General features: G+C 54.2%; 20 protein-coding genes, 2 tRNA genes and 3 rRNA genes. 5 read left to right on the top strand and 20 right to left on the bottom strand.

Translation table 11 applies throughout. The features are described 5' to 3' along the window. Positions 1-7 precede the first annotated feature (7 nt). The 3 genes from A8710_RS03725 to A8710_RS03715 all read right to left on the bottom strand — a co-directional run bounded on the left by A8710_RS03725 (position 8) and on the right by A8710_RS03715 (position 2878). Entirely contained in the window at positions 8-898 is an 891-nt protein-coding gene (locus tag A8710_RS03725) for a Tim44 domain-containing protein (RefSeq protein WP_068858174.1), read from the bottom strand. 143 nt (positions 899-1041) lie between these two features. Then, positions 1042-2100: a saccharopine dehydrogenase family protein gene (locus tag A8710_RS03720; protein WP_094078669.1), complete on the bottom strand. Its 1059-nt coding sequence runs from the start codon at positions 2098-2100 to the stop codon at positions 1042-1044. A gap of 1 nt (position 2101) precedes the next feature. Next, positions 2102-2878 carry a nitroreductase family protein gene (locus A8710_RS03715; RefSeq protein ID WP_068858172.1) on the bottom strand — a complete coding sequence of 259 codons (777 nt, stop codon included), beginning with the start codon at positions 2876-2878 and terminating at the stop codon, positions 2102-2104. Between the two features lie 111 nt (positions 2879-2989). Between A8710_RS03715 and A8710_RS03710 the strand changes: the two genes are divergently transcribed. Together A8710_RS03710 and A8710_RS12510 are read left to right on the top strand one after the other, a co-directional pair. After that, positions 2990-3553 (top strand): lipid-binding SYLF domain-containing protein, encoded by a 564-nt coding sequence (locus tag A8710_RS03710; RefSeq protein ID WP_068858171.1) that lies wholly within the window; start codon positions 2990-2992, stop codon positions 3551-3553. A gap of 123 nt (positions 3554-3676) precedes the next feature. Then, on the top strand, positions 3677-5140 hold the full coding sequence (locus tag A8710_RS12510; protein WP_068858170.1) for a flavin-containing monooxygenase: 1464 nt from the start codon (positions 3677-3679) through the stop codon (positions 5138-5140). A gap of 66 nt (positions 5141-5206) precedes the next feature. On the opposite strand, the gene A8710_RS03700 is transcribed toward A8710_RS12510, so the two are convergent. The 6 genes from A8710_RS03700 to A8710_RS03675 all read right to left on the bottom strand — a co-directional run bounded on the left by A8710_RS03700 (position 5207) and on the right by A8710_RS03675 (position 9977). After that, a complete protein-coding gene (locus tag A8710_RS03700; protein ID WP_068858169.1) occupies positions 5207-5527 on the bottom strand; it encodes a hypothetical protein in 321 nt (106 codons plus the stop codon). Positions 5528-5666: 139 nt separating this feature from the next. Then, positions 5667-6662, bottom strand: coding sequence for a serine/threonine protein kinase (locus A8710_RS03695; RefSeq protein WP_068858168.1), 996 nt, complete (start codon positions 6660-6662; stop codon positions 5667-5669). Between the two features lie 10 nt (positions 6663-6672). Further along, positions 6673-7575, bottom strand: a complete 903-nt coding sequence (lpxO, locus tag A8710_RS03690; protein ID WP_068858167.1) for a lipid A hydroxylase LpxO — start codon at positions 7573-7575, stop codon at positions 6673-6675. Between the two features lie 49 nt (positions 7576-7624). Beyond that, positions 7625-8152, bottom strand: coding sequence for a DUF2058 domain-containing protein (locus tag A8710_RS03685; RefSeq protein WP_068858166.1), 528 nt, complete (start codon positions 8150-8152; stop codon positions 7625-7627). A 3-nt stretch (positions 8153-8155) separates the two neighbouring features. Further along, positions 8156-9196, bottom strand: a complete 1041-nt coding sequence (locus A8710_RS03680; RefSeq protein WP_068858165.1) for a hypothetical protein — start codon at positions 9194-9196, stop codon at positions 8156-8158. 16 nt (positions 9197-9212) lie between these two features. Further along, on the bottom strand, positions 9213-9977 hold the full coding sequence (locus A8710_RS03675) for a glutathione S-transferase N-terminal domain-containing protein (RefSeq protein ID WP_068858164.1): 765 nt from the start codon (positions 9975-9977) through the stop codon (positions 9213-9215). Positions 9978-10146: 169 nt separating this feature from the next. On the opposite strand from A8710_RS03675, the gene A8710_RS03670 reads away from it, so the two are divergent. Together A8710_RS03670 and A8710_RS03665 are read left to right on the top strand one after the other, a co-directional pair. After that, positions 10147-11337, top strand: a complete 1191-nt coding sequence (locus tag A8710_RS03670; protein ID WP_157686271.1) for an alpha/beta fold hydrolase — start codon at positions 10147-10149, stop codon at positions 11335-11337. Positions 11338-11457: 120 nt separating this feature from the next. Further along, positions 11458-12231 carry a ferredoxin--NADP reductase gene (locus A8710_RS03665; RefSeq protein ID WP_068858163.1) on the top strand — a complete coding sequence of 258 codons (774 nt, stop codon included), beginning with the start codon at positions 11458-11460 and terminating at the stop codon, positions 12229-12231. 21 nt (positions 12232-12252) lie between these two features. On the opposite strand, the gene A8710_RS03660 is transcribed toward A8710_RS03665, so the two are convergent. From A8710_RS03660 to ampD, 5 genes are all read right to left on the bottom strand, one after another. Further along, positions 12253-13518, bottom strand: a complete 1266-nt coding sequence (locus A8710_RS03660; protein WP_068858162.1) for a 2-oxo acid dehydrogenase subunit E2 — start codon at positions 13516-13518, stop codon at positions 12253-12255. Between the two features lie 10 nt (positions 13519-13528). Further along, positions 13529-16189 (bottom strand): pyruvate dehydrogenase (acetyl-transferring), homodimeric type, encoded by a 2661-nt coding sequence (aceE, locus tag A8710_RS03655; protein WP_068858161.1) that lies wholly within the window; start codon positions 16187-16189, stop codon positions 13529-13531. 120 nt (positions 16190-16309) lie between these two features. Then, complete coding sequence (locus A8710_RS03650) at positions 16310-17239, bottom strand: ABC transporter substrate-binding protein (RefSeq protein ID WP_157686267.1); 930 nt, start codon at positions 17237-17239, stop codon at positions 16310-16312. Beyond that, positions 17236-18084 carry a hypothetical protein gene (locus tag A8710_RS03645; protein WP_068858159.1) on the bottom strand — a complete coding sequence of 283 codons (849 nt, stop codon included), beginning with the start codon at positions 18082-18084 and terminating at the stop codon, positions 17236-17238. The genes A8710_RS03650 and A8710_RS03645 overlap by 4 nt, the downstream gene beginning before the upstream one ends. A gap of 37 nt (positions 18085-18121) precedes the next feature. Further along, positions 18122-18670, bottom strand: a complete 549-nt coding sequence (ampD, locus tag A8710_RS03640; protein WP_068858158.1) for a 1,6-anhydro-N-acetylmuramyl-L-alanine amidase AmpD — start codon at positions 18668-18670, stop codon at positions 18122-18124. A 92-nt stretch (positions 18671-18762) separates the two neighbouring features. Here ampD and nadC point away from each other — a divergent pair, with 92 nt between their 5' ends. Then, on the top strand, positions 18763-19602 hold the full coding sequence (nadC, locus tag A8710_RS03635; protein ID WP_068858157.1) for a carboxylating nicotinate-nucleotide diphosphorylase: 840 nt from the start codon (positions 18763-18765) through the stop codon (positions 19600-19602). Positions 19603-19627: 25 nt separating this feature from the next. Here nadC and A8710_RS03630 read toward each other — a convergent pair whose 3' ends face one another. The 6 genes from A8710_RS03630 to A8710_RS03605 all read right to left on the bottom strand — a co-directional run bounded on the left by A8710_RS03630 (position 19628) and on the right by A8710_RS03605 (position 25247). Then, positions 19628-19876, bottom strand: a complete 249-nt coding sequence (locus A8710_RS03630; protein ID WP_068858156.1) for a DUF1653 domain-containing protein — start codon at positions 19874-19876, stop codon at positions 19628-19630. Positions 19877-19955: 79 nt separating this feature from the next. Further along, positions 19956-20070 (bottom strand): 5S ribosomal RNA (rrf, locus tag A8710_RS03625). Between the two features lie 155 nt (positions 20071-20225). After that, positions 20226-23130: ribosomal RNA gene (locus A8710_RS03620) — 23S ribosomal RNA — on the bottom strand. Between the two features lie 313 nt (positions 23131-23443). Then, positions 23444-23519: transfer RNA gene (locus A8710_RS03615), tRNA-Ala, on the bottom strand. A gap of 43 nt (positions 23520-23562) precedes the next feature. Then, positions 23563-23639, bottom strand: a tRNA-Ile gene (locus A8710_RS03610). Positions 23640-23712: 73 nt separating this feature from the next. Then, positions 23713-25247: ribosomal RNA gene (locus A8710_RS03605) — 16S ribosomal RNA — on the bottom strand. The 16S, 23S and 5S rRNA genes sit together here with 2 tRNA genes alongside, the layout of an rRNA operon. Between the last annotated feature and the right edge of the window lie 380 nt (positions 25248-25627).

Below are 25627 nucleotides of genomic sequence, written 5' to 3'. Positions count from 1 at the left end.
CTGCCGCTTAAGTCGATTCAATACCCGTAATCAGCCAAGGATTTTCGGCCTTAGAACCATCACGTTCGAGGTGCCACACATCGGTAAAATCTTCTTCCACACCTTCCACGACATCACGATAGCGGCCGCTGAATCGAATACTGACTTCGGCGAGACCGAATTTTTCATCGGCACGAACCAGCTCAGAATCCACACGAATGACTTCGGTGTGTTGAGCACCGGACAAGCTGGCGCGTTCGGCGACCAACTCGGCGTACAACGCAGGCGTCGCATACTCTTCGATTTTGGCCAGATCATTCTGGTTCCAGGCGTCTTGCAACGTGCGGAAGTGTTCTTTTGCACCATCCAGAAAAGCGGGTGTATCGAAGCCTAGGGGCAACGTCATAGGCACTGCATCGCTGCCTGCACTCACCGGGCTGCTGCTCACAAAGTTATCTCGACGATTGCCAAAGACAGGAGGTGCAGTGTTCGGCGTGCCTGCATAGGCAGGCTGTGGCGCACGCGTAGCGGCTCCAGCAGGCGCATTACCCTGCCGCAGCAAACGGAAAATCTTGTAGGCAACGAAGGCCAGCGCCGCCGCAATCAGGATGTCCATAAACTGTAGACCTTCGAACGCACCGCCCGCGAAGAGAGCCGCAAACAGGCCACCGACCAGTAAGCCACCTAACAGGCCGCCCATCATACCTTTGCCTGCAGCCTTTGCAGGCTGCGCGGCTGAATGAGCGGCTGCCTGCTGTCGCTGCGCAGGGGCATCAGCACTGGACTTGCTTGGCTGTGCAGGCGTGGTTTGATACGTACGGCCAAATGACTTACCGCCACCAAAACGCTTGGCATGAGCCACTTCCGTGGTCAGCGTAAACGCCAACATGATCGCAAAGGCTGCCCATAAATTTTTCATGATTTATCTCTGTGGAAAAGTCAGACGCGGCTCAGGCTATTTCAGTCAAACGCGTAACGCGGCAGCAAGCTTACCCTAATGACGAATGAACGCGATGCTTCAGGCCGCGGGAATTCGCAGGATGACGCATCGCCAATCCAGCATTAACTCACTTGGAACGTACCCGAGCCCGGTAAGCTTTCGACCAACTCCGGCCCCATCAACATCGCTGGCGTGTAGCTGCCGCCCGTGGGTTGATTGTTGAGCAACCAGGTCACCACAGCCAACGCCCCATCAACCGTCAGGCTGTAGACATTATTCGTACGAATACGCACCGTTCGCGTGATGCCTGCGGCATTACGCGCCTCACCCCACACATAGGTCGGCTGCGCCGTTCGCGTGGCTAAGTCGGGGCCTTTCACGCGCAAATCAATTTGACCCTTGAGAAAGTTTTGCACGAAGGCCAGGCCAAAGATGGATTTGCCTAGGTTCATGACCTTGGCGCCGTATATGGCCGACTTTGGCAAGGGAATCCACGCGTCAATGTTGGCGATGCCGGTGGTGTAATATGCCGTCGACACATCACCCCACGGAATAGACATGGCCGTACGTGGCCCGCGACCGAAGTCAATGTCGCGATGCTTGCTGCCCATAGGTACATTAACGAGTCGCCCGTCGCGGCGCTCGATGCTGCCTTTAGACAGTCCTTCCAGTAGTGTTTTTGATGTGCCAGGGGATGGTCCTGTGGGCGATTGGAAGCCCAACGAAAGGTACTCTGCATCCGGCAGTAGCTGCTTCAGCTTAGCCGCCACGCAATCCGTGGGGATGACATCAAAACCCACACCTGGACAAAGCACGACATTGGCCTCGCGGGCCCGCGCGGTCAGCCTATGTATGTGCTCGAATACGGCAACCTCACCGGTAATATCCAAGTAGTGCGCGCCAACCGCGAGGCAGCCTTCAACCATCGGTGCACTGGTGGCTGAGAACGGACCCGCGCAATGCATCACCAGATCGATCCCCGCCAGGCCAGCCTTTACGGTGTCCGGCTGGCCAAGACCAAAGGCCCGGTAATCAAGACCTAGTTCAGTGGCTAATGCCTGCAGTTTTCCTGCGCTGCGTCCAGCAAGCATCGGACGTAAGCCCTGCGCTACCGCCTGACGAGCAATCAGCTCGCCGGTATAGCCGTTGGCGCCATAAATCATCCATGACTGAATCGTCATATCAGACCTCATGCACAAAGAGTTCGCGCTCGAAACGTACCTGAGGCCAGAATACGCCATCATCGGCACGCTCACCCGCACCAACGACCATGACCGGGAAAGCAGCGTCTTCTAGTTTAAGTAACTTACGTACGCGGACCTCATCGAAGCCTTCCATCATGCACGTGTCATAGCCATGAGCGCGGAAGGCCAGCACCAAATTCTCACAGGCTAATGCCGTGCTTTTGGCAGCCCAGAGCTGCACCTCCGAACTGGTGTATGGACCACGTGGCACAGGAGCCACCAGACCACCCACCGCAAACGCGGCTTTCTTCACCATGGCGAAGCTGTTCAGCGGACCCGGCGCGTAGTTATAGGGGATTAGCTGGTAATAGCGCTTAACCAAGGTCGGTACATCCGGCATGGGCCATTCCCGCAGCATTTTGCGCGAGAACTCTTCAACACGATCGGTGCGGGCGACGCACACAATCAGCTCAGAGGCTGTTTTCGCGGCTAGCTGACTCATGCAAGCCTTAACCAACTTGGCTTTTTTGGCTGGCGTGCGCACAACATAAAACTCCCAAGGCTGTAGCCCTGAAGAACACGGGGCCAGCAGAGCCATATCCAAGCAATCGTCCACAACCGTCTGAGGGATAGGCTTGCTGGTGAACTTACGCACCGAGCGTCGGCTCATCACCACCTTACGGAATTCTTCGACATTAATGTGCTCAGGTGCTGGCTCATGGTAACGGTCTTTGCCATTGATGCTGATGGTGCTGGCTTGAGGCGAGTTCGACATGCTGTGTTGCTCCTGAAGAAAATGGCGCTCAGTCTATAGTGAGTTCCGTGTGCGCACCAAATACCACGTTGAGCGTTAGTGCTAGCACAACCCACTCAAAAGAAGACTGTTATGAATATCATTCAAAGTGCTTCACTTTCGCTTTTGCTCGGCATTGCGACCCCGGTGTCTTTGGCTTTAGTGAGCCCCGTAGCGGCTGCGGCCAGCGCTGAAGATCTGAATCGCTCTGCCAACCAGGCACTCGACAAACTCTATCGCAGCAACCCCGTTGCCGCGGCGATGGGCAAGCAAGCCAGTGGCATTCTGGTATTTCCGAATGTGGTTAAAGCGGGTCTGATTTTTGGCGGCAGCTATGGCGAAGGCGTATTGCTTAAAAATGGCGCAGCCAATGGCTACTTCAACTCCGTTTCCGCATCTTGGGGGCTGCAAGCAGGCGCTCAATCGTTTGGTTATGTGTTGTTTCTCATGAATGAGAAATCGCTGCGATACCTGGAAACCAGCCAGGGCTGGGAAGTCGGCGTTGGGCCTAATGTGGTTGTCGTGAATGAGGGCGTCGCAAAAAGCCTGACATCAACGACGCTCACCGGAGACACCTATGCATTCATCTTTGATCAACAAGGCCTGATGGCCAGCCTAAGCATTGAAGGCAGTAAAATCACACCGATCAAGCGTTAATCCAAAAATGGCCTGCTCACCAGGCCATTTTCAAAACCCTTACATCACGCACTGTCATATTCGTGATAGCCTCTCGCTACATCCATTGTCGACCTTAGTCGGCAGCAGCGACAGGAGCAATCAGTGACAATTCCTCATTACGACGTTGCCATTATTGGTAGCGGATTTTCTGGCCTCGGCATGGGCATTTTTTTGAAAAAAGCCGGCCGTAGCGACTTCATCATCCTCGAAAAAGCAGCCGACATCGGCGGCACCTGGCGCGACAACCACTATCCTGGTGCGGCCTGTGATGTGCCTTCGCATATGTATTCGTTCTCCTTCGAGCAGAATCCTGATTGGTCGCGTTTTTACTCCGGCCAAGCAGAAATTCTCGCCTACATGAAGAAGTGCGCGAACAAATATGACTTGATGCCACACTTCCGTGGCAACAGTGAGCTCATTGAGTCGCGCTGGATTGAAGCCAAAAAGCACTGGCAGCTCACTACAGGTAACGGCGATCACTACACAGCTCGCGTGGTCGTGTCCGGTATCGGCGGTCTGAGCCGCCCGGCGCTACCCAATGTAAAGGGCCTTGATGGCTTCAAGGGCACGATGTTCCATTCCGCCCAGTGGAACCATGATTACGACCTCACTGGCAAACGCGTCGCCGTTATTGGTACAGGCGCCAGCGCCATTCAATTCGTGCCGCAAATCGCCCCCAAGGTCGACAAGTTGGTGCTGTTCCAGCGCACGCCACCGTGGTTAGTGCCAAAGCCCGACGGCCTGATGCACGATAACGTGAAGAAGCTATTCAAGTTCATTCCAAGCTCACAGCGGTTATTCCGCGCCAGCATTTATTGGCAAGCCGAAGGCTTTGCGTTGGGCTTTGTTAACCCCAAGCTCATGGTCGTGATTGAAAAGCTGGCACGCTGGCACCTCGCTAACCAAGTCAAAGACCCCGTTCTGCGAGAGAAACTCACGCCCAACTACACCATCGGTTGCAAACGCGTACTGTTCTCCAACAACTACTACCCCGCATTAGCGCGAGACAATGTGGATGTTGTTGCTGCTGGCGTTAAAGAAGTGCGCGCCCATAGCGTCATTGACAGCAACGGCGTTGAGCATGAGGTTGATGCCATCATCTGCGGCACCGGCTTTGATGTGGCCGATCCGCTGGGTCCATTAAAGATTTACGGACGTAGTGGCATTGAAACCCGTGAAACGACAGGCGGCATGAGCGCCTACCTTGGCACAACACTGAAAGACTTACCGAATTTGTTCATGTTGCTTGGGCCTAATACGGCACTGGGTCACAACTCCATCATTTTCATGATTGAGCAGCAAATTAAGTACGTTATTTCCTGCTTGGAAGAGATGGACCGCCAGCAAGCCAACGTCATTGAAGTTAAGGCGGCGGCTGAGGCTGCCTACAATGACAAAATCCAAGCCGAACTGCAGAAAATGGTGTGGAGCGAAGGTGGCTGCAAGAGCTGGTATATCGACAATGAAACCGGCCGCAACTTCACCATTTGGCCCGGCTTTACTTGGAAGTACTGGATGAAGATGCGCAAGCCAAACTTCCGCAATTTCATTTTTAGTCAGGGTTAAGAAAAAAAGCCCGAGCTCGGCATCACGCACGAGCTCGGGCAAAAACCCATGAATCCTTAAGCAACCTCACCGCCCTCGCGTAATTTCTCTAATCTTGTCGATATAACGCGGCATCATGCCGATATCTTCATACACATCTTCGCCCTCTTCGACGCGTATCACTTTGTTTCCCTGCTCATAGGGAATCTTTGATTCCAGCTCGAACAGTCCGTGGTGAATAATGCTCGCCACAATTTCCTGCTCACTCAGGCCAAAGACTGCAGCCAAGGCTTTCACCTTGACCATGTCGGTGTCATACAAGCTTATGGTGCGAGTCACCTTCTGCCGCTGCGATAGCTGCCGCGCAGTCCAGTCTTTGAGCAGATCATTGAAGGTATTCGGCGTCACGACAGGCCTCCGATTTCGGTAACCCGACACTCGTCAGGTCAAATAAGACCATACGCCAGTATTCATGCAGCGCACACTACCTCTCGTCTGGCGCTGATTGGCGTCAACCAAAACGAGCGACCAGTGGTAAGTGATGAGATTAGAGCATGCGCAGTGGCGGCTCACCCATGCGCTCGATCTGCATTTGCAGCTCGCCGATATGGGTTTGCCAGTAATGCGGGGTATCGAACCAAGGAAAGGCTGCGGGGAAAGCAGGATCTTCCCAACGCAAAGCCAGCCAACCGGCGTAGTGAATCATGCGTAAGCTACGCAATGCCTCTATACACGCCAACTCACGGGCGTCGAAATCGCAAAACATCTGATAGCCGTCTAGCAATTCGGCGAGTTGTAGCTCCTGCTCAGGTCGCGAGCCGCTCAATAACATCCATAAGTCTTGCACCGCTGGAGCCGACTGGCAGTCGTCGAAATCAAGCAGCCACGGGCCGTCGTCACGCGTCCAAAGGATGTTGCCCGGATGGGTGTCTCCTTGCGTGCGAATATGACGCAATTGGCCTAGGCCACTGGCCTGAATTAAGACCTGCAACTGCGTGATCACCGTGCGATAGGCCGCCAGCAAATGTGCTGGCAGGCGAGCTTCGACCCGACACACAGGCTGCGTCAGGTAACGCTCAATATCGAGTACTGGGCGATGGCTGAATGCCTGCTGGCGTCCAATCTGATGCACTCGCCCAAGCAACATACCCACCCGATGCAATTGATCGAGGTCGCCAGCCTCCAGTCCCTGCCCGCCCTTACGCAAAAACAGCGCAAAGCGGTAATCGCCATAGCCAAACAGCGTTTCACCATCGTCATTGGCAATGGGCGCGATGACCGGCAGCTCGGCCGCCGCCAGTTCCCGCGTGAAACTGTGTTCTTCGCGGATTTGCGCGTCGCTCCAGCGACCGGGACGATAAAACTTGGCTACTAGCGGCAGCTCATCTTCAATGCCGACCTGATAGACCCGGTTCTCATAGCTGTTCAGCGCAAACACGCGGGCATCTGACAGACGCCCCGTATGCTCGATGGCATCGATCACCAGGTCCGGCGACAGCCGAGCGTAGTCGCTAAAGGATTGTCCGGCGTGATCTTGCGTCATGAGTGTCGCATCAGAAAATGAATATCCACGCCATGAGGCCGCCCAAAATAAGCCACTTCAGTACGTAATAAAGCGTGCGATTGGTCTTTTTCAGGGCTTTGGCGCGCAAGCGCACTTGATACAAATAACGAAACGCCTGATTGATCCCACCGGTCTTATCGCCTTCCGTATTGGGCGAACTTGCCGCCGTCATTACATGGCGCGAGAACCAGCCATTGAAGGCTTGCGCCCAGCGTGCGGTCATCGGCCGCTCAATATCACAGAGTAAGATAATACGATTCTGATCCGTGCCATTTTCAGCGTAGTGAATGTAGGTCTCATCAAACATCACCCCCTGACCGTCGCGCCAGCTGTAGCGCTCACCGTCAACATCAATAAAGCAACGATCATCATTCGGGGTCATCAGTCCTAAGTGGTAGCGCAAGGAGCCGGCATACGGGTCACGATGACGCACCAGACGGCTGCCCGGCGGTAACTCGGTAAACATTGCAGCCTTGACCGAGTCGAGACTACGCACCAAGGCCGTGGTTTTCGGACAGAGCTCGGCGGCAGACGGATGGCCATCCTCGTACCACTTCAAATAGAAGCGCTTCCAGCCCACTTTGAAAAAAGAATTAAAGCCGGCATCGTTGTACTCCGCCGAGACCTTGATCAGGCCTTTATCCGCCAGCGCCTGGGCTTCATCGCGAATGGTTTCCCAGTTCGCTTCCAACACTTTTAGGTCGGCAAAGTGATCGCTCGACAGATACGGCGTGGTGGGCACTTTCGACCACCAGTACATGATGACGTTAATGGGGGCCATCAACGTGGAATGATCAAAGAATTGGCGCGAAAACTTGTGCTGAACTTTGCCCCTGCGCTGCACATACAGTGCAGAAGCAATGAACACCGCTAAAACCATCCACTTCAACATTTTCTAAAAACCTCAACCGGCATGTTTCGCCCAGCGCTATCAATGGGTATTACCACATCAAATCATCGGGAATCTGATAGTCGGCATAGGGGTCATCATCTGCCACGGCACTGGCCTGGCGCGTATTCAGCAGCACAATAGGCGAAGGATCTCGCTGCTGAATTTTCTCTGCAATCGCAGTCGGCACGAGTTCGTATTGACTATCCAAGGTGACAATCGCAATTTGACCGTGAATGAGTTGATACTGCTGCGGCTCGCTGACTAAGAGCTTTTTCACCTTACGCTCGTGGGTGAATTGGTAGCTCAATTCACCGCCTTTACGCTCAATACGATGCGCCTCAATCAGCTGGCGAATCTGCGCGGCAACCGCTTTCTGTTCTTGCTGCAAAACGAACTGCCGGCTGGCCTCGCGGTCCTTTTCAACCTGAGCTTCGCGGGCTTTTTGCACCGCTAACGCGGCACTTTCGCCCTCGTGTTTACCCTTGGCCGCTTGGCGCTTGACATGATCGGCTTGGCGTGCCCGCTTGTTATCGGCGAGCCCCGCTTTTAGCAGCTGATCCTTTAACGAAATAGCCACCGCTTACACTCCGTGCGCCGCCAAGACCGCTTCAATACGGCCTGAGGCATAAAAGGGCAGGAGCTGGCGACGAATAATGCCGTCTAAAAGCCCCTGCTCATGCAAGGTCGCCAAAATTGGCGGAGCAAAGCGTACGATTTCACGCAGGATCATCTCGCGCGTCACCCCCACCTCTTCAAGAATAAAGGCCAAGGAGCTGTCGCCATATTTATCGAAGAACGCATCCACACCTACGTCAATAACGGCCTGGTAATACGGCGTTTTGCGTAACTCGCTGCGCCAGTATTCGTAGCCAATCACAAAGCATTCTTCTAGCGTTTCCGCTGTCACGAATCGGCGCAAAGCGCTTGCTGGCTGGTGCTTAATTTCGGCCCAGAAGTCCAACGCAATGCGCTGCAAGGCCTTATCGTTGAGACGCTCGAGTAAGGCTTTTTCGCTGCTGCGCAGGGTCGCCTGCGTACTTTTGTGAACATAGGTTTGCAGGCCTTCATCCAGCTTCTTTTCCAAGTCTGGGGATGCCTTACTGAGCATGGACTTGCCAAAGCCCATCAGTGCCGATGCGCCTGGAATACTTTTTGCCGCCTCGTTGCCCTGCGCCAAATAGCCCTTAATGCCCCGCAGAATTAAATCGCCGGCCATATCGGCCAAGACCGGATTACCCAGTACCTCATGAATAACGCGCTCACGAACTTCACGCATCTCCACGGCTTTAGCGACGATTTCACGCACTTGCTGATCAGAAATGACATCAATGAGCCGCGTTGTTTCCTGCATGGGATGCGCATGCAGCATGCGCGCAATATCGCCAACCAGCTCGGGAATACCGCCAGCCATGGGCATCTCTACGGCATAGGCGTGCACCGTCGACTTAATCATGTCGCGGGTCACGACGGCATTGAGGGTCAGCAAGCTGGCATTAGCAAGATCCGCGTCCAGCTCATGGGTTAGGTGCGGGATCAAACCATCGCCGGTTAAAAGCGCATGACTATGTTGCACATGCGCTTCAAAGAGTGCGGCAACAACAGGGTGGGTCAAAATCGTCATAGCAAACTCCGTGCACTTAGCGCGCGTAGGTCTGGTCTAAATAGGCAAGGATATCTTCCGACTCGAACAGCGCCGCACCTGTATTGGCATCCTCTAAATAAGGCACTTGCACGCGGCCATACTGCTGCAAAAAGGCTTCGCGCTTACCGCCAACCATCGGTACATACGGCCCTGATTTTACGCGGCGTACCGCCGGGCCTACATCCGCCCACTGCTCTTTACCTAAGTTGTAGAGGGTATAGGGCAGCTCGAGCTCACAGAGACGCTCTCGCACCAAGCGCGAATAGGGGCTGGACTCAAAGCTCCACAGCGCCAAGGGCTGTGCTGGGGCTTGGGAAGGCTTAGCCTTCAATCCCTTCAGGCCTCGAGCCACTGTAGCCACATAGCTGCCACCCTTTTGCAGGGCCGACGCACGATAGCGTGGCGGGGTTTCGCCCCGACCATAGGCTTTAAACAAATAGGCAATGATGTCGGCAGACTCATACAACACAACGCCACTATTGCGATCGACCAATAGCGGGAACTGCTGCTTTCCACCCAACCGCTCGGCCTCTAAACGAAAACGCGTGCCGCCTTTGGGGCAGGGGCGAATGTCAATATCCAACTGTAACGCGGTGCAGGCTTCACGCACCAGACGGCAGTATGGCGAAGCTTCAATATCAAAAAGGATGGGTCGCTCAGCAGGCTGCTTGCGTTGCTTGAACACGGAAGAACCACGCCAAGCCGCAAACGTTGAGGCAAAAACTGAGCTTACGACCTGTAATTGATGACTTAACGACATAACACGCTCCTCAAAAAATGGCGTTATTTGAATGCCGCAGACTCTGCCACAAACCATTGCAATTGTCCGAAATGGCCGCGCATTTCTTCAATTGGGTCAGTGTTTTAAGCCCCAGCTAGGCTATATTTCGCGGCAATTGCATTCCATGCCGTGCCGTCAGGGGGTTACCGTGAATATTAATGATCTGACACAGAACATTCGCCAGCGTGTGCGTGAACAGACCGCCACCTTGAATCAATCCTCGCAGCGTGTTCGAGCACGCGCCGAAGTCGCGCTCACCAATGCCAGCGACCGATTTTTTCGCGCCGACAAACTCACGCTAGCTGACCAAACGCTCTTTCGGGTGCTCTTCGATGACGGCCTCATCAAGCTGCGTTATTACTTACCGTTGAATGAAGAACGCATTCCCGTTGACGGTGAAACCCTGCAAGTCGAGAAGCGCCGTCACCGTGTGCCGGTGGTCATTGTGCCGCCGCTAGCCGTGAAAATGAGTATCTATGACTTATTTCCTGACCGCAGCCTGGTGAAGTACCTGTTGGCGCGGGGTTATGAGGTCTATCTCATTGATTGGGGCGTGCCAGGGCGCAAGCACACCCACTTCAACTTAAATACCTACATCAGCGAATTCATGCCACAGTTTTTGCAACGTATTCGTGCCCATGCCGGCGTTGAGGACTTAACCCTCCATGGCTGGAGCCTAGGCGGGGTATTCACGCTGGGCTACAGCGCATTGAGTCGTGACCCCCACATTCGCAACATCGTGATTGTGGGCACACCGATTGACGGTCATGCCTCTGGGGCCATTGGCAAAATGTATCAACAGCTCGCCAAGCAGGCGAACTGGGTTCGTAAAAACACCAGCTTCAGAGTGCATAACATCAATCCGAACTGGCTACACACGCCGGGCTGGGCCAATGTGCTGGCCTTTAAAATGCTCAGCCCTGTGGGCTCCATCATGGGCTATTGGGACTTACTCAAGCAGCTCGGCGATCGCGAGTATGTGGTCAACCATGCCACCAACGGCGCTTTCCTAGACAACATGGTGGCCTACCCGGGCGGCATTGTTCAGGACATGCTGATTCGCGTCTGGATCGACAATGATTTAGCCGACGGCCTGATGACGATTGGCGAACAGACCGCCGACTTATTGCAAATCAAAGCGTCCTTACTTGCCTTCGCTGGCAAGAGCGACACCATGGTCACCGCCGATGCCGTTCGGCCCTTGCTCGGACTCGTGGGCAGTAGCGACAGCCGCTTTGAGCACATTTCGGGTGGCCATATGGGCATCTTGGCTGGCAGCAAAGCGCCTAAAGAGGCCTGGCGCCTGATGGCCAACTGGTTGAGCGAGCGCTCCGCATAGTCAGCTTTGCTGATATATAAAATCAAATATTTGCGTTGGCACTGATATAGGCTGCCCGTTAAAATGACTCCATACCTTGCTAATGCTGCCTGAGCGGGCAGCTTACTTTAGAGAAACCACATGTCTACGATCGGCCAAGAGACCATCCTCAGCGTACACCACTGGAACGACACGCTTTTTAGCTTCACGGCCACACGTGATCCTGCCTTGCGCTTTCACAATGGTCATTTCGTGATGATTGGCTTGGAGACCGAAGGCAAGCCATTGATGCGCGCCTACTCGATTGTTAGCGCAAACTATGAAGAGCACCTGGAGTTCTTCAGCATCAAAGTGCAAGACGGTCCGTTAACGTCGAAACTGCAACATTTGAAACCCGGGGACAAGCTGATGGTCAGCCGCAAGCCCACGGGCACACTGATCATGGACAACCTGCTGCCGGGCAAAACGCTTTATATGCTGTCCACCGGCACGGGGCTGGCGCCGTTCATGAGCATCATCAAAGATCCGGAAGTTTACGAGCGCTACGATCACGTGGTGCTCTGCCACGGCGTGCGCCAAGTCAGCGAGCTGGCATACAGCGAATACATCAGCGAAAAAATTCATGACAATGAGTTCTTTGGCGCTGAAGCTCGCGAAAAGCTGATTTATTACCCCACGGTCACCCGTGAAGAGTTCCGCAATCAAGGTCGTCTCACCGACCTCATTGAGAGTGGCAAGCTGTTTTCCGACATCGGCCTGCCGCCACTCAATCCTGAAACGGATCGAGTCATGATGTGCGGCAGCCCGAGCATGTTGAAAGACTTAGTGGCCATGCTGGAGGCGCGCGGCTTTACAGAGTCCCGCCACGGCCAACAGGCTCACTACGTGATTGAGCGGGCGTTTGTAGAGAAATAAACCGACGCGTTTAAGTCATCTTTACACCAGCAAGCGTCGGATATCCGCTAACAGCACGGCCAGTCGGGTCGTGAAGCGAGCTGCCGCTGCGCCATCGATCACACGGTGATCGTAGGACAGTGACAAGGGCAACATCAGCCGAGGCATAAAGCCCTGGCCATCCCACACCGGCTGCTGACTGGCTCGTGACAGCCCGAGAATGGCAACCTCGGGCCAGTTCACCAGCGGCGTGAACGCCGTTCCACCCACTCCACCCAACGATGAAATGGTGAATGTCGCCCCCTGCATTGCGGCCGGCGGCAGCTTGCCGGTACGTGCCTGCTCGGACAATTCGCCGAGCTTGCGAGCCATCTCACTCAAACTCATGCGATCGGCGTTATGCAGTAGTGGCACCAGCAGTCCATTGGGCGTATCTACAGCGATGCCGAGGTTGACGTAGTCTTTCACCACGAGGTTTTCGCCATCCCGCGCCAGCGAGCTGTTGAACATTGGCATCTCACGCAGCAAATAAGCCACCGCCTTTGCCACCAATACGGTCATGGTCAGTGCCTGTCCGTTTTGCTTAAAGCTATCCCGCAAACTTAGACGGAAAGCTTCCAGTTCGGTGATGTCGGCAAGGTCGAACTGCGTCACCTGAGGCACGATCAGCGCTGAGCGCGCGAGATTTTCTGCCGACTTGCGTTGGATGCGCGAACGAGGCGTCAGCTCGACCACACCCCATTTCGAGTAGTCCGGTTCGGGAGGTAAGTCACCGAACAGGCCCGCCATGCCGCCTGAGGAAGCGGCAACGACGGGTTGCGTCAGGCGCTGCTTTACCCAATTGTGCAGATCATCTTTTAGAATTCGTCCACGCGGGCCGGTGCCCGGCACTTGCGTGAGATCGGCACCTAATTCTCGCGCCAGCTTACGCACTGCTGGACCCGCATGGCACTTGCCGGCGGCAACGTCATCGTCCGCCGCGGTCATGGTCTGTGCTTGAGCGGCTTGAGCAACTACCGGAGGAGACGGCATGGCTAGCGGAGCAGCATCCGCCTCAGGGGCCACCTCTGCAATAGCTGCATCCTCAAGTACCAGCAGCGCATCGCCAGCCTTAACCACGCTGCCCACCTTGACCGACCACGAGACCAGCATGCCATCCGCCGTTGCCGGCAGCTCCAAACTGGCCTTATCCGATTCCAGCAGTGCAATCGGTTGATCCTTCTTCACCGAGCTCCCTGCCGGTACCAATAACTCAATGACCTCAGCCTGCTCGACGCCGAGGTCAGGCACCGCAATATGCGTCGCCATAACGATCTCCCTAGGCCTTCGCCGCTGATGGTTGTTCCGGATTAATGCCCCAACGCTCACGTGCCGCCAGTAGCTTAGCCGTGCTGATGTCGCCGCTTTCATGCAGTGCCAGCAAGGCCGTGTAGGCCACATGCGCAGCATCGACCTCGAAGTGTCGTCGCAGCTGCCCGCGCGCATCCGAGCGCCCGAAGCCGTCCGTCCCCAGCACGCGATAACTACGCCCTGCCGGTAGGAAGGCGCGAATCTGATCGGCATGCACCTTCATGTAATCGCTGGCCGCAATGATCGGCCCAGTGCTATCGGCCAACTGCTCCGTCACCCAGGCCTGCTTCGCTTTCTGCTCGGGATGCAGCATGTTCCAGCGCTCCACCTCCAGACCCTCGCGACGCAGCTCGGTGAAGCTGGTGGCGCTCCACACCGTGGCACGCACACCCTCTTCGGCGAGTAAGGGCAACGCGCCCTCGACCTCGCGCAAGATGGCCCCGCCGCCGAGCAACTGCACCTCGACACCCTTGCCCTTCTTAGCCGCCTGCAGCTTGTACAAGCCACGACGAATGCCCTCTTCCGCGCCCTTCGGCATCGCCGGGTGCGGATAGCTTTCATTGAGCGTGGTCAGGTAGTAGTACACGTCCTCCTGCTCGCCAAACATGCGACGCAGGCCATCCTGCACGATGACCGCTATCTCGTAGCTGTAGGTTGGGTCATAGGAAATGCAGTTCGGCACCGTCGACGACAGCACATGCGAATGGCCATCCTCATGCTGCAAGCCCTCTCCATTCAGCGTGGTACGCCCGGAGGTGGCACCTACCAGGAAACCGCGCGCGCGACTGTCGCCCGCTGCCCAGGCCAGATCGCCAATGCGCTGGAAACCGAACATGGAGTAGAACAGGTAGAACGGCACCAGCGGCTGATCGTGGATGCTGTAAGCCGTACCGCAGGCTATCCAGGCGCTCATCGCACCGGCCTCGTTGATGCCCTCTTCGAGAATTTGACCCTTCACATCCTCGCGGTAATACATGAGCTGTGACTTGTCTTCCGGCTCGTAGAGCTGGCCGACATTGGAGTAGATACCGAGTTGCCGGAACATACCCTCCATGCCGAAGGTACGCGCCTCATCCGGCACGATGGGCACGATGCGATCACCCAGCCCCTCCTGCTTGAGCAGCACGCCCATGAGGCGAACCAGCGCCATGGTGGTCGAAATCGGTCGCTCCGAGGCCGCCGTAATTGTGGCCAGACTCTCGATGCTCGGCACCGGCAGCGCCCGACTTTGGGGACGACGCTGCGGCAGATAGCCACCGAGCTTGCCACGCTGCTCGTGCAGATACTTCAGTTCAGGGCTGCCCTCGGGCGGCCGATAGAACGGCAGCTCTTCGAGCTGCTCATCGTTGAACGGCATGTCGAAGCGGTCACGGAACTTGCGCAGCGAACCGATGTCCAGCGACTTCATCTGGTGAGTCTTGTTGGCGGCCTGGCCAGCTCCCGTGGCATAACCCTTCACCGTCTTGGCCAGAATCACCACCGGCTGCCCCTTAGTAGCCATGGCTTCAGCGTAGGCGGCATAGACCTTGAATGGGTCATGACCACCGCGATCGAGGGCGGCAATTTCCTCATCGCTCAGGTCTTTAACCAGCTCGGCCAGCTCCGGATATTTGCCGAAGAATTTCTCGCGGGTATAGGCGCCGCCATGGTTCTTGAAGGCTTGGTACTCGCCGTCCACCGCTTCATCCATGCGTTCCCGCAAGGCACCGGTGACATCGCGCGCCAGCAACGGATCCCACTTCTTGCCCCAGACTACCTTGATGACTTTCCAGCCGGCACCACGGAATACCGACTCCAGCTCCTGAATGATTTTGCCGTTGCCGCGCACCGGGCCATCCAAACGCTGCAAATTACAGTTAATGACATAGATCAGGTTGTCGAGCTTTTCACGACCGGCGAGCGCAATGGCACCGAGCGACTCCGGCTCATCCATTTCGCCATCGCCGAGGAAGGCCCAGACTTTGCGATTCTGATCCGGCAGCACGCCGCGATTGATCAGGTACTTCATGACGTGGGCCTGGTAGATAGCCATGATCGGCCCCAGCCCCATTGATACCGTCGGGAACTGCCAGTACTCCGGCATCAGCCAGGGGTGCGGATAGCTCGACAAGCCCTTGCCACCGACTTCACGCCGGAAGTTGTTGAGCTGGTCCTCGCTCAGGCGGCCTTCGAGATAGGAACGCGCATAGATACCAGGCGCTGAATGCCCTTGGTAATAGATTAAATCGCCGCCGTGCTCGGCACTGGGTGCACGAAAAAAGTGATTGAAGCCGACATCATACAGCGTGGCCGATGATGCAAAAGTAGCGATATGGCCACCCAGTTCGTCATCGTTTTGGTTCGCCCGCATCACAATCGCTAAGGCATTCCAGCGAATCAGCGAGCGCAGACGCCACTCCAGGTTCGGGTCGCCCGGCATCAGCGGTTCTTGCTCGCGGGGAATGGTATTTACATAGGGGGTGTTAAGTCGGCCAATATGCACGCCGAAGCTGGGTGCATGATTATTCAGCCATTCCAGAAGTTGCCTTGCACGCTCTGGTGAATCGTTTTCTGCGACGGATGCCAATGCATCTAACCACTCTTGTGTTTCCACGTGGTCGCGGTCGCCGTAATGACGAAGCCGTGCCATGTTGCCTCCTTTCCGATACCGGATTGCGGCCTGTTGAGCCGGGTCATGATCAGCCTAACGACAATCTTGGGTAAAGAATTTCGCGTGACTGATCGGTCACAACGAGCATGACATACTTGATCAGTTGGGCAAAGTACGGAAAGGTAATAATTGGTCGCAGAGTGTGGGTAATTCGCGCAGTAAAGACAGACCGGGGCGCGTGAGCTCACGATCATTCACAACCACTAAGCGTTGTTTTTTTACCGCCGGTATTTGCTGAAAGCGCTGCCAAAACTTTTGTGAAGGCAGCAATTGATCTTGCGAGAGCAAAATGACATCCGGCCTAGCCTTTAACACAAACTCTAATTGCAAAATGGGTGCGGGAACCGATGTTTTCGGCACGATTGAATCTACCCCGCACACAGCCATGGCTTGGCTGACGACATGCTGTGGCGCAAGGCTATATAAAGGCTGTAACCAGACCTGATACAAGCCGCGCAAACGCGGACCTTGAGCATAGCGTAGCCGGGTTTCTTGCAAGTTCTTCTGAAGTTCATTGGCTTGATTAGCGGCACGCGCTGACTGCCCTGCCAAAGCACCCAGCCAATTTAATCGTGCGGGAAGATCTTCGAGTTTTTTGGGGTCGATGGCGAGCATGGGGATACCCAATTGACGCAAACGTGCTTGTTGATTTCCAGCAAGCCCAGAAGGCCAATAGACCACAAGATCCGGCCTCGCCCGTCGTATTTGCTCTTCGTTGATTTGGCTCGCCTGAGCCACCACGGGAAAGCCCGTCAGACTTTTTTGCCAGCGGCCAACCGAAGGGTGATCATCTTGAACTCCCACAATGACATGTTGGACCTGAAGATCCCGCAGCATATCAACCAGATGTGGCCCCAACACGACCCAGCGCTTGGGTAGCGTCTGCGGTACCTGCCATGCTTGGCGGTTGTCGTCTGTCCAAGTAGTGAGTGTTACCGCCGCCTTGGCCGGCGATTGCTGAGCTTGAGACGCCGTACTCAACAGGGCCAAAAGTGCAATGACACTCCTCAGCCATAAGGATTGACTCAAGCGCCGGGCCACAAGGTATGCAAAGCCAACATCACCATCCACACGATCAACGCGCGTTGCAGCAGAGCCTGCAAGCCCGTCATGGCCTCCGAGAGGGCTACAGACGGTTCAACATGAGAATCCAGATCAACCGGCTCCGCAGCCTCTGCTGCTTCGTCAATGAGCTCATGACCTGGCGCATCGGGTTTCAACAAACGCTCGCGAATGACCACCCACGTGGCCGTAAAGTTACCCGCCAAGGCAAAACTCAATGCCAACAACCGAGTTGGAATCCAATCGGCCAATGTCAGCCAGTGACTGACCAAGTCTTGGTTTTCAGCCTCTGACTCACGTTCAGCCAAGCGTAAAAAATAGTAGCCCAAGGCTGCCACCGGGGTCGCCAGCAAAAACCAGAATAACGGTGAGAAAAGCTGCTGCAAGGACTCACGCAGCATGTCTTTACGTGCCTCACCTAACTCTGCCGACAATGCGAGGTCAGGCGTGACCCAGTCATTTTGTTCCGCATCCGGAATGGGCGTGGCCCACGGGCGCTGCTTCCAATTCTCCAAATGCTTAGCAGCGGCAGATGGCTGCGCTATATCGCCAAAAATAACGAGCAACACTAATGCACTAGGCACAAAAATAAGCAGACTTAAGCCCAGCTCTTTGAGTGCCTGCAAGCAGACTGCCAGAACAACCATCGGAATTAACAAGGTGAGCGACAGCCGAATGCCCGCACTCAAACTTTTGGGCAACTGACTGCACCAGCCCAACCAATGACTGCCGGGCTTAGCAACGGCTTGGCGCCACTCTAAAGGCAAGGCGAAGTAGGCTGCCAAGGCCAACAATGCTAATAACAAACTCATGTACGTTCGCTCCTACTCAGCGTCATAAAACGGAGGCTTAACGCCTCTCTGCTAATAATTGATTCAGTCGAGGCCAATCAAAAAAAGGCCCAGGATCGGTCTTCCGGCCCGGTGCAATCTCACTATGACCCACCAAGCGGCCTATAGACTCGGGATAATGTTGCCATAAAGTTTTTATCACAAGTGCCAATCTTTCATACTGCGCATCCTCAAAGGGCTGATCATCACTGCCCTCTAACTCAATACCAATGGAGAAATCATTACAGTTATCTCGCCCTAAGTACTGAGAGCGACCGGCATGCCAAGCCCGCTGATCAAAGGCTACAAATTGGATGATTTCAGCATCACGACGGATCAACAAATGTGACGACACTTCTAGCCGATGAATCTCAGCAAAGTAAGGGTGATCGTTCGCATTTAAGGAACCGAGAAATAACTGCTCGATAAACGGTCCCCCAAATTGCGAGGGTGGCAGACTAATGTTGTGAATTACCGTCAGCGATATTTCAGCCTGAGGGCGCTGATTAAAAAATGGAGAGGGGCAATGCCTCGCTGCATCTAGCCAATGCGTTGCACTGATGCGCATGCAAACTCCAAGACAGACATTAGGTGATTTATACTAGCGCAATGCAGGCCCTTAACGGACAGCCTCCCCTATCTGGTCTTGGATTTTTTCACATGATGACCCCCGAGCTCGTAAAAGCAGCCCTTGCCGCCAATGTAGCGTCAGCTCTCGTTGAAGATATTGGTAACGGTGACATCACTGCTGCACTTATCCCTGAAGATCGCATCGCGACGGCACGCGTAATCACTCGCGACCCAATGGTACTAGCAGGAAAACTGTGGGTTGAGGCCACCTTCATGGCGGTTGATCCACAGCTTAATTTGCAATGGATGGTGGATGAAGGCCAAGCAGTGGCGGCCGGCAGCACGTTATTTGAAATTACGGGTAAGGCGCGCAGCCTGTTAACCGCCGAGCGCGCCGCACTGAATTTCCTACAGACCTTATCCGCAACAGCTACGCAGACGCGCGAACTTGCCGAGTTAATTCGTGATACATCCGCCAAACTGCTCGACACGCGTAAAACGCTGCCCGGCCTTCGTGTGGCGCAAAAATATGCGGTTCTGATTGGTGGCGGTGAGAATCACCGTATGGGGCTTTATGACGCCTTCCTGATTAAAGAAAACCACATCATGGCCGCAGGCTCAATTGCGGCAGCAATCAACACGGCGAGAGCTCAGTCGCCCGGAAAAATGGTCGAAGTTGAAGTTGAGAATCATCAGGAGCTAGAGCTAGCACTGGCTGCGGGCGCTGACCGCATCATGCTCGATAACTTCTCTTTAGAACAAATGCGTGAGGCCGTGCTTCACACAGCGGGTCGTGCTCAGCTAGAAGCATCCGGTGGTGTAAACAAAACCACCCTACGCGCCATTGCCGAAACAGGCGTGGACTATATTTCGCTGGGCACGTTGACCAAGGACATTAAAGCCATCGATTTATCGATGCGACTTATCTGATCCCTATTAATCTAAGTCCTTCAGCCTAATTACTAGCTACAACGCCTTCTGGATGCTGATTCCCTACATAGGCAAAGCGTTGCTGCCCAACTCCATCAATCAAAACCGTTCCGGTAAACATATCGAACGGCCGTACCCACAGCGAGAAGTCGCCATAGCACGTGCGATACAGCACGTGCCACTCCTCACTTTCAGAATGCCTGACTAGATCAAGCACTTCGTAATAGCGCCCTTTGTAATGGCGATAAAATCCTTTACTGAGTATGGGCGCCATAATCTGCTCTGAAATGTAGTTGATCTAAAAAGCAAAAACCCCTGAACAGTATAACTGATCAGGGGTTCGTGCATTAGGTGCCTGGCAATGACCTACTTTCGCATGGCTACTGCCACACTATCATCGGCGCGGAGTGGTTTCACTTCTGAGTTCGGGAAGGGATCAGGTGGTTCACACTCGCTATGGTCGCCAGGCAATTCGGCGGACCTGATGTCGCTGCTGATTACTCAACACAACACCGTCCAAATTCTTGATTCGAGTCATAGAGAACAGCGTCAAACAACTTCGATACTCTCAGACACCGCAAACGCTAGCTTGATCTTAAAAGCTCAAACTGCTTGGGTGTTATATGGTCAAGCCTCACGAGCAATTAGTACACGTTAGCTTCACGCATCACTGCGCTTCCACACCGTGCCTATCAACGTCCTGGTCTTGAACGGCTCTTTAGGGAGATTAAATCTCCAGTGAGATCTCATCTTGAGGTGGGCTTCCCGCTTAGATGCTTTCAGCGGTTATCCCTTCCATACGTAGCTACCCGGCTATGCCACTGGCGTGACAACCGGCGCACCAGAGGTATGTCCACTTCGGTCCTCTCGTACTAGAAGCAGCTCCTCTCAAATCTCAAACGCCCACGGTAGATAGGGACCGAACTGTCTCACGACGTTCTAAACCCAGCTCGCGTACCTCTTTAAATGGCGAACAGCCATACCCTTGGGACCTGCTTCAGCCCCAGGATGAGATGAGCCGACATCGAGGTGCCAAACACCGCCGTCGATATGAACTCTTGGGCGGTATCAGCCTGTTATCCCCAGAGTACCTTTTATCCGTTGAGCGATGGCCCTTCCATACAGAACCACCGGATCACTATGACCTACTTTCGTACCTGCTCGACGTGTCTGTCTCGCAGTTAAGCGCGCTTGTGCCATTACACTAACCTCACGATTTCCGACCGTGATTAGCGCACCTTCGTGCTCCTCCGTTACTCTTTAGGAGGAGACCGCCCCAGTCAAACTACCCACCAGACACTGTCCCCAACCCCGATAAGGGGCCTAGGTTAGAACCTCAACGTTACCAGGCTAGTATTTCAACGTCGGCTCCATGGCAACTAGCGTCGCCACTTCAAAGCCTCCTAGCTATCCTACACAAGTAAAGTCAAAGTTCAGTGTCAAGCTGCAGTAAAGGTTCACGGGGTCTTTCCGTCTAGCCGCGGGTAAACGGCATCTTCACCGCTATTTCGATTTCACTGAGTCTCTGGTGGAGACAGCGCCGCCATCGTTACGCCATTCGTGCAGGTCGGAACTTACCCGACAAGGAATTTCGCTACCTTAGGACCGTTATAGTTACGGCCGCCGTTTACCGGGGCTTCGATCAAGAGCTTCGCTTTCGCTAACCCCATCAATTAACCTTCCGGCACCGGGCAGGCGTCACACCCTATACGTCCACTTTCGTGTTTGCAGAGTGCTGTGTTTTTAATAAACAGTCGCAGCGGCCTGGTTTCTGAGGCTGCCATGCGCTTACGGAGCAAGTCCTTCACGCGCAGCAGCGCACCTTCTCCCGAAGTTACGGTGCCATTTTGCCTAGTTCCTTCACCAGAGTTCTCTCAAGCGCTTTGGTCTTCTCGACCTGACCACCTGTGTCGGTTTCGGGTACGGTAACTCACTATCTGAAGCTTAGAGGCTTTTCTTGGAAGCATGGCATCGGTAACTTCAGCCCACATGGGACCTAGTCTCAGTTCTCAGCATTAACGATCCCCCGGATTTGCCTAAGGGACCTGCCTACCACCTTTCCCCGCGACAACCAACGCGCGGTATACCTAGCCTTCTCCGTCCCCCCATCGCAATAATGAGTTGTATCGGAATATTAACCGGTTTCCCATCGACTACGCTTCTCAGCCTCGCCTTAGGGGCCGACTCACCCTGCGCCGATTAACGTTGCGCAGGAACCCTTGGTCTTTCAGCGTGGGGGTTTTTCACCCCCATTATCGTTACTCACGTCAGCATTCGCACTTCTGATACCTCCAGCGAGCTTCTCAACTCACCTTCGCAGGCTTACAGAACGCTCCCCTACCACTTGCAACATGTGCAAATCCGCAGCTTCGGCTCCTGGTTTGAGCCCCGTTACATCTTCCGCGCAGGCCGACTCGACTAGTGAGCTATTACGCTTTCTTTAAAGGGTGGCTGCTTCTAAGCCAACCTCCTAGCTGTCTATGCCTTCCCACATCGTTTCCCACTTAACCAGGAATTTGGGGCCTTAGCTGGCGGTCTGGGTTGTTGCCCTCTTGACGATGGACGTTAGCACCCACCGTCTGTCTCCCGGATATTACTCCACGGTATTCGGAGTTTGCATCGGGTTGCTAAGTCGAGATGACCCGCTAGCCGAAACAGTGCTCTACCCCCGTGGGTATTCGTCCGAGGCGCTACCTAAATAGCTTTCGGGGAGAACCAGCTATCACCGAGTTTGATTAGCCTTTCACCCCTATCCACAAGTCATCCCCTGGCTTTTCAACGACAGTGGGTTCGGACCTCCAGTTCGTGTTACCGAACCTTCATCCTGCTCATGGATAGATCACTCGGTTTCGGGTCTACTCCCAGCAACTTAACGCCCTATTCAGACTCGGTTTCCCTACGGCTCCCCTATACGGTTAACCTTGCTACTGAGAATAATTCGCTGACCCATTATACAAAAGGTACGCAGTCACCGAACAAGTCGGCTCCCACTGCTTGTATGCACACGGTTTCAGGATCTATTTCACTCCCTTCACCAGGGTTCTTTTCGCCTTTCCCTCACGGTACTAGTTCACTATCGGTCAGTCAGGAGTATTTAGCCTTGGAGGATGGTCCCCCCATATTCAGACAGGATGTCACGTGTCCCGCCCTACTTGTCCTAGACTTAGTTCCACATCGTTGTTTTCGTGTACGGGGCTATCACCCACTATGGCCAGACTTTCCAGACTGCTCCACTAACACCGATGCTAAAGACTAGAGGCTCTTCCGCGTTCGCTCGCCGCTACTGACGGAATCTCGGTTGATTTCTTTTCCTAGGGGTACTGAGATGTTTCACTTCCCCCCGTTCGCCTCACATACCTATGTATTCAGTATGTGATACATGGGCATTAACCCCATGTGGGTTTCCCCATTCAGAGATCTCCGGATCAAAGGTTATTTGCCACCTCCCCGAAGCTTTTCGCAGGCTATCACGTCTTTCATCGCCTCTGACTGCCAAGGCATCCACCGTGTGCACTTATTCACTTGACCATATAACCCCAAACAGTCTGATTGAATTTACATTCAAACAGCCTATCTGACGTTTGATCAGTGTCTAAGAAGTACCAAAGTCGCTTGACTCAGTTCTCTATTTTTAGATATTGCATTCATCGCATAACCAGAATTACTCCCGATTAATTGAATCCAACAAACCTAGACTCGAATCAAATTGTTAAAGATCATGTTGCCGGTCATCCCGGTCAACCTGGAAAATCCAGACCTTAATAACGAACTTCGTCATTAAGGTCTGAGCTCTCGCTTCATCTACCTTACCGCTTGCAACCACATTTGCTATTCACATAAGTGGTGGAGCCTATCGGGATCGAACCGATGACATCCAGCTTGCAAAGCTGGCGCTCTCCCAGCTGAGCTAAGGCCCCTCAAGGTGTCGCTCGCCCTCTAGTCTATGACCAGCCAACTTAGTGGTGGGCCTGACAAGATTTGAACTTGTGACCCCACGCTTATCAAGCGTGTGCTCTAACCAACTGAGCTACAGGCCCTCTAAGTCCGGGCTACTTCATTTAGTCAAACAACTTGTTGTGGGTTCTTGCAGATAGAGGCATCGTAATCGATTAAGGAGGTGATCCAGCCGCAGGTTCCCCTACGGCTACCTTGTTACGACTTCACCCCAGTCATTGGCCACACCGTGGTAAGCGCCCTCCTTGCGGTTAAGCTACCTACTTCTGGTGCAACAAACTCCCATGGTGTGACGGGCGGTGTGTACAAGGCCCGGGAACGTATTCACCGCGGCATTCTGATCCGCGATTACTAGCGATTCCGACTTCATGGAGTCGAGTTGCAGACTCCAATCCGGACTACGATCGGCTTTTTGGGATTAGCGCACTCTCGCGAGTTGGCAACCCTTTGTACCGACCATTGTAGCACGTGTGTAGCCCTGGCCGTAAGGGCCATGATGACTTGACGTCGTCCCCGCCTTCCTCCGGTTTGTCACCGGCAGTCTCCCTAGAGTTCCCACCATTACGTGCTGGCAACTAAGGACAAGGGTTGCGCTCGTTGCGGGACTTAACCCAACATCTCACGACACGAGCTGACGACAGCCATGCAGCACCTGTGTTCTGATTCCCGAAGGCACTCCCGTATCTCTACAGGATTCCAGACATGTCAAGGCCAGGTAAGGTTCTTCGCGTTGCATCGAATTAAACCACATGCTCCACCGCTTGTGCGGGCCCCCGTCAATTCATTTGAGTTTTAGTCTTGCGACCGTACTCCCCAGGCGGTCTACTTAATGCGTTAGCTGCGCCACTAAAGGATCAAGTCCCCCAACGGCTAGTAGACATCGTTTACGGCATGGACTACCAGGGTATCTAATCCTGTTTGCTCCCCATGCTTTCGCACCTCAGCGTCAGTGTTAGGCCAGAAGGCTGCCTTCGCCATCGGTATTCCTCCAGATATCTACGCATTTCACCGCTACACCTGGAATTCTACCTTCCTCTCCCACACTCTAGCCACGCAGTTTTGAATGCAATTCCCAGGTTGAGCCCGGGGATTTCACATCCAACTTACGTAACCGCCTACGCGCGCTTTACGCCCAGTAATTCCGATTAACGCTTGCACCCTCTGTATTACCGCGGCTGCTGGCACAGAGTTAGCCGGTGCTTATTCTGCGAGTAACGTCACTGCTGAAGGTTATTAACCCTCAGCCATTCCTCCTCGCTTAAAGTGCTTTACAACCCGAAGGCCTTCTTCACACACGCGGCATGGCTGGATCAGGCTTTCGCCCATTGTCCAATATTCCCCACTGCTGCCTCCCGTAGGAGTCTGGACCGTGTCTCAGTTCCAGTGTGGCTGATCATCCTCTCAGACCAGCTACGGATCGTCGCCTTGGTGAGCCTTTACCTCACCAACTAGCTAATCCGACTTGGGCTCATCTAATAGCGAGAGGTCCGAAGATCCCCCCCTTTCCCCCGTAGGGCGTATGCGGTATTAGCGTTCCTTTCGAAACGTTATCCCCCACTACTAGGCAGATTCCCAAGCATTCCTCACCCGTTCGCCGCTATCTGGTTAGCAAGCTAACCAAACCGCTCGACTTGCATGTGTTAAGCCTGCCGCCAGCGTTCAATCTGAGCCATGATCAAACTCTTCAGTTTAATACTACATAGTGCCTTAAGAGCACCAAGCTTGGCTCAACGAACAATTGGTCTTTCTCATGAATTCACGAGTAAGTTATTGCCGTTGATAGTTTTCATCTTTCGATGTCACTCACAACTGCAAAAACCCACACAAGTTGTTTGACTAAACTGTTAAAGAACTCATCACTGCATCGTCTGCAGTGCGTCTTGCGAGGAGGCGTATTCTAGTGATTCTCATCACCGTGTCAATCAGAATTTGCAGAAATTTTTCAGCATCTTCGAATCAACTAGCGGAACCTCTAAATCACCCGCTATCGCTACTTAAGTCATTGTTTTTCAACAAGCTTTCTTCGCTACACCTCAGCATCGCTGCGGTGTGGGGCGCATTATAGGGATGC

The organism is Perlucidibaca aquatica, from assembly GCF_001676655.1.
Taxonomy (GTDB): Bacteria; Pseudomonadota; Gammaproteobacteria; order Pseudomonadales; family Moraxellaceae; genus Perlucidibaca; species Perlucidibaca aquatica.
This window is presented reverse-complemented; position numbering and strand designations above follow the sequence as displayed.

Excerpts from the sequence above, each read along its gene's own strand:
- A8710_RS03725 (WP_068858174.1), bottom strand. The coding sequence starts at position 898 with ATGAAAAATTTATGGGCAGCCTTTGCGATCATGTTGGCGTTTACGCTG.
- A8710_RS03720 (WP_094078669.1), bottom strand. The coding sequence starts at position 2,100 with ATGACGATTCAGTCATGGATGATTTATGGCGCCAACGGCTATACCGGC.
- A8710_RS03715 (WP_068858172.1), bottom strand. The coding sequence starts at position 2,878 with ATGTCGAACTCGCCTCAAGCCAGCACCATCAGCATCAATGGCAAAGAC.
- A8710_RS03710 (WP_068858171.1), top strand. The coding sequence starts at position 2,990 with ATGAATATCATTCAAAGTGCTTCACTTTCGCTTTTGCTCGGCATTGCG.
- A8710_RS03695 (WP_068858168.1), bottom strand. The coding sequence starts at position 6,662 with ATGACGCAAGATCACGCCGGACAATCCTTTAGCGACTACGCTCGGCTG.
- lpxO (WP_068858167.1), bottom strand. The coding sequence starts at position 7,575 with ATGTTGAAGTGGATGGTTTTAGCGGTGTTCATTGCTTCTGCACTGTAT.
- A8710_RS03680 (WP_068858165.1), bottom strand. The coding sequence starts at position 9,196 with ATGACGATTTTGACCCACCCTGTTGTTGCCGCACTCTTTGAAGCGCAT.
- A8710_RS03675 (WP_068858164.1), bottom strand. The coding sequence starts at position 9,977 with ATGTCGTTAAGTCATCAATTACAGGTCGTAAGCTCAGTTTTTGCCTCA.
- A8710_RS03665 (WP_068858163.1), top strand. The coding sequence starts at position 11,458 with ATGTCTACGATCGGCCAAGAGACCATCCTCAGCGTACACCACTGGAAC.
- A8710_RS03660 (WP_068858162.1), bottom strand. The coding sequence starts at position 13,518 with ATGGCGACGCATATTGCGGTGCCTGACCTCGGCGTCGAGCAGGCTGAG.
- aceE (WP_068858161.1), bottom strand. The coding sequence starts at position 16,189 with ATGGCACGGCTTCGTCATTACGGCGACCGCGACCACGTGGAAACACAA.
- A8710_RS03645 (WP_068858159.1), bottom strand. The coding sequence starts at position 18,084 with ATGAGTTTGTTATTAGCATTGTTGGCCTTGGCAGCCTACTTCGCCTTG.
- ampD (WP_068858158.1), bottom strand. The coding sequence starts at position 18,670 with ATGCGCATCAGTGCAACGCATTGGCTAGATGCAGCGAGGCATTGCCCC.
- nadC (WP_068858157.1), top strand. The coding sequence starts at position 18,763 with ATGATGACCCCCGAGCTCGTAAAAGCAGCCCTTGCCGCCAATGTAGCG.
- A8710_RS03630 (WP_068858156.1), bottom strand. The coding sequence starts at position 19,876 with ATGGCGCCCATACTCAGTAAAGGATTTTATCGCCATTACAAAGGGCGC.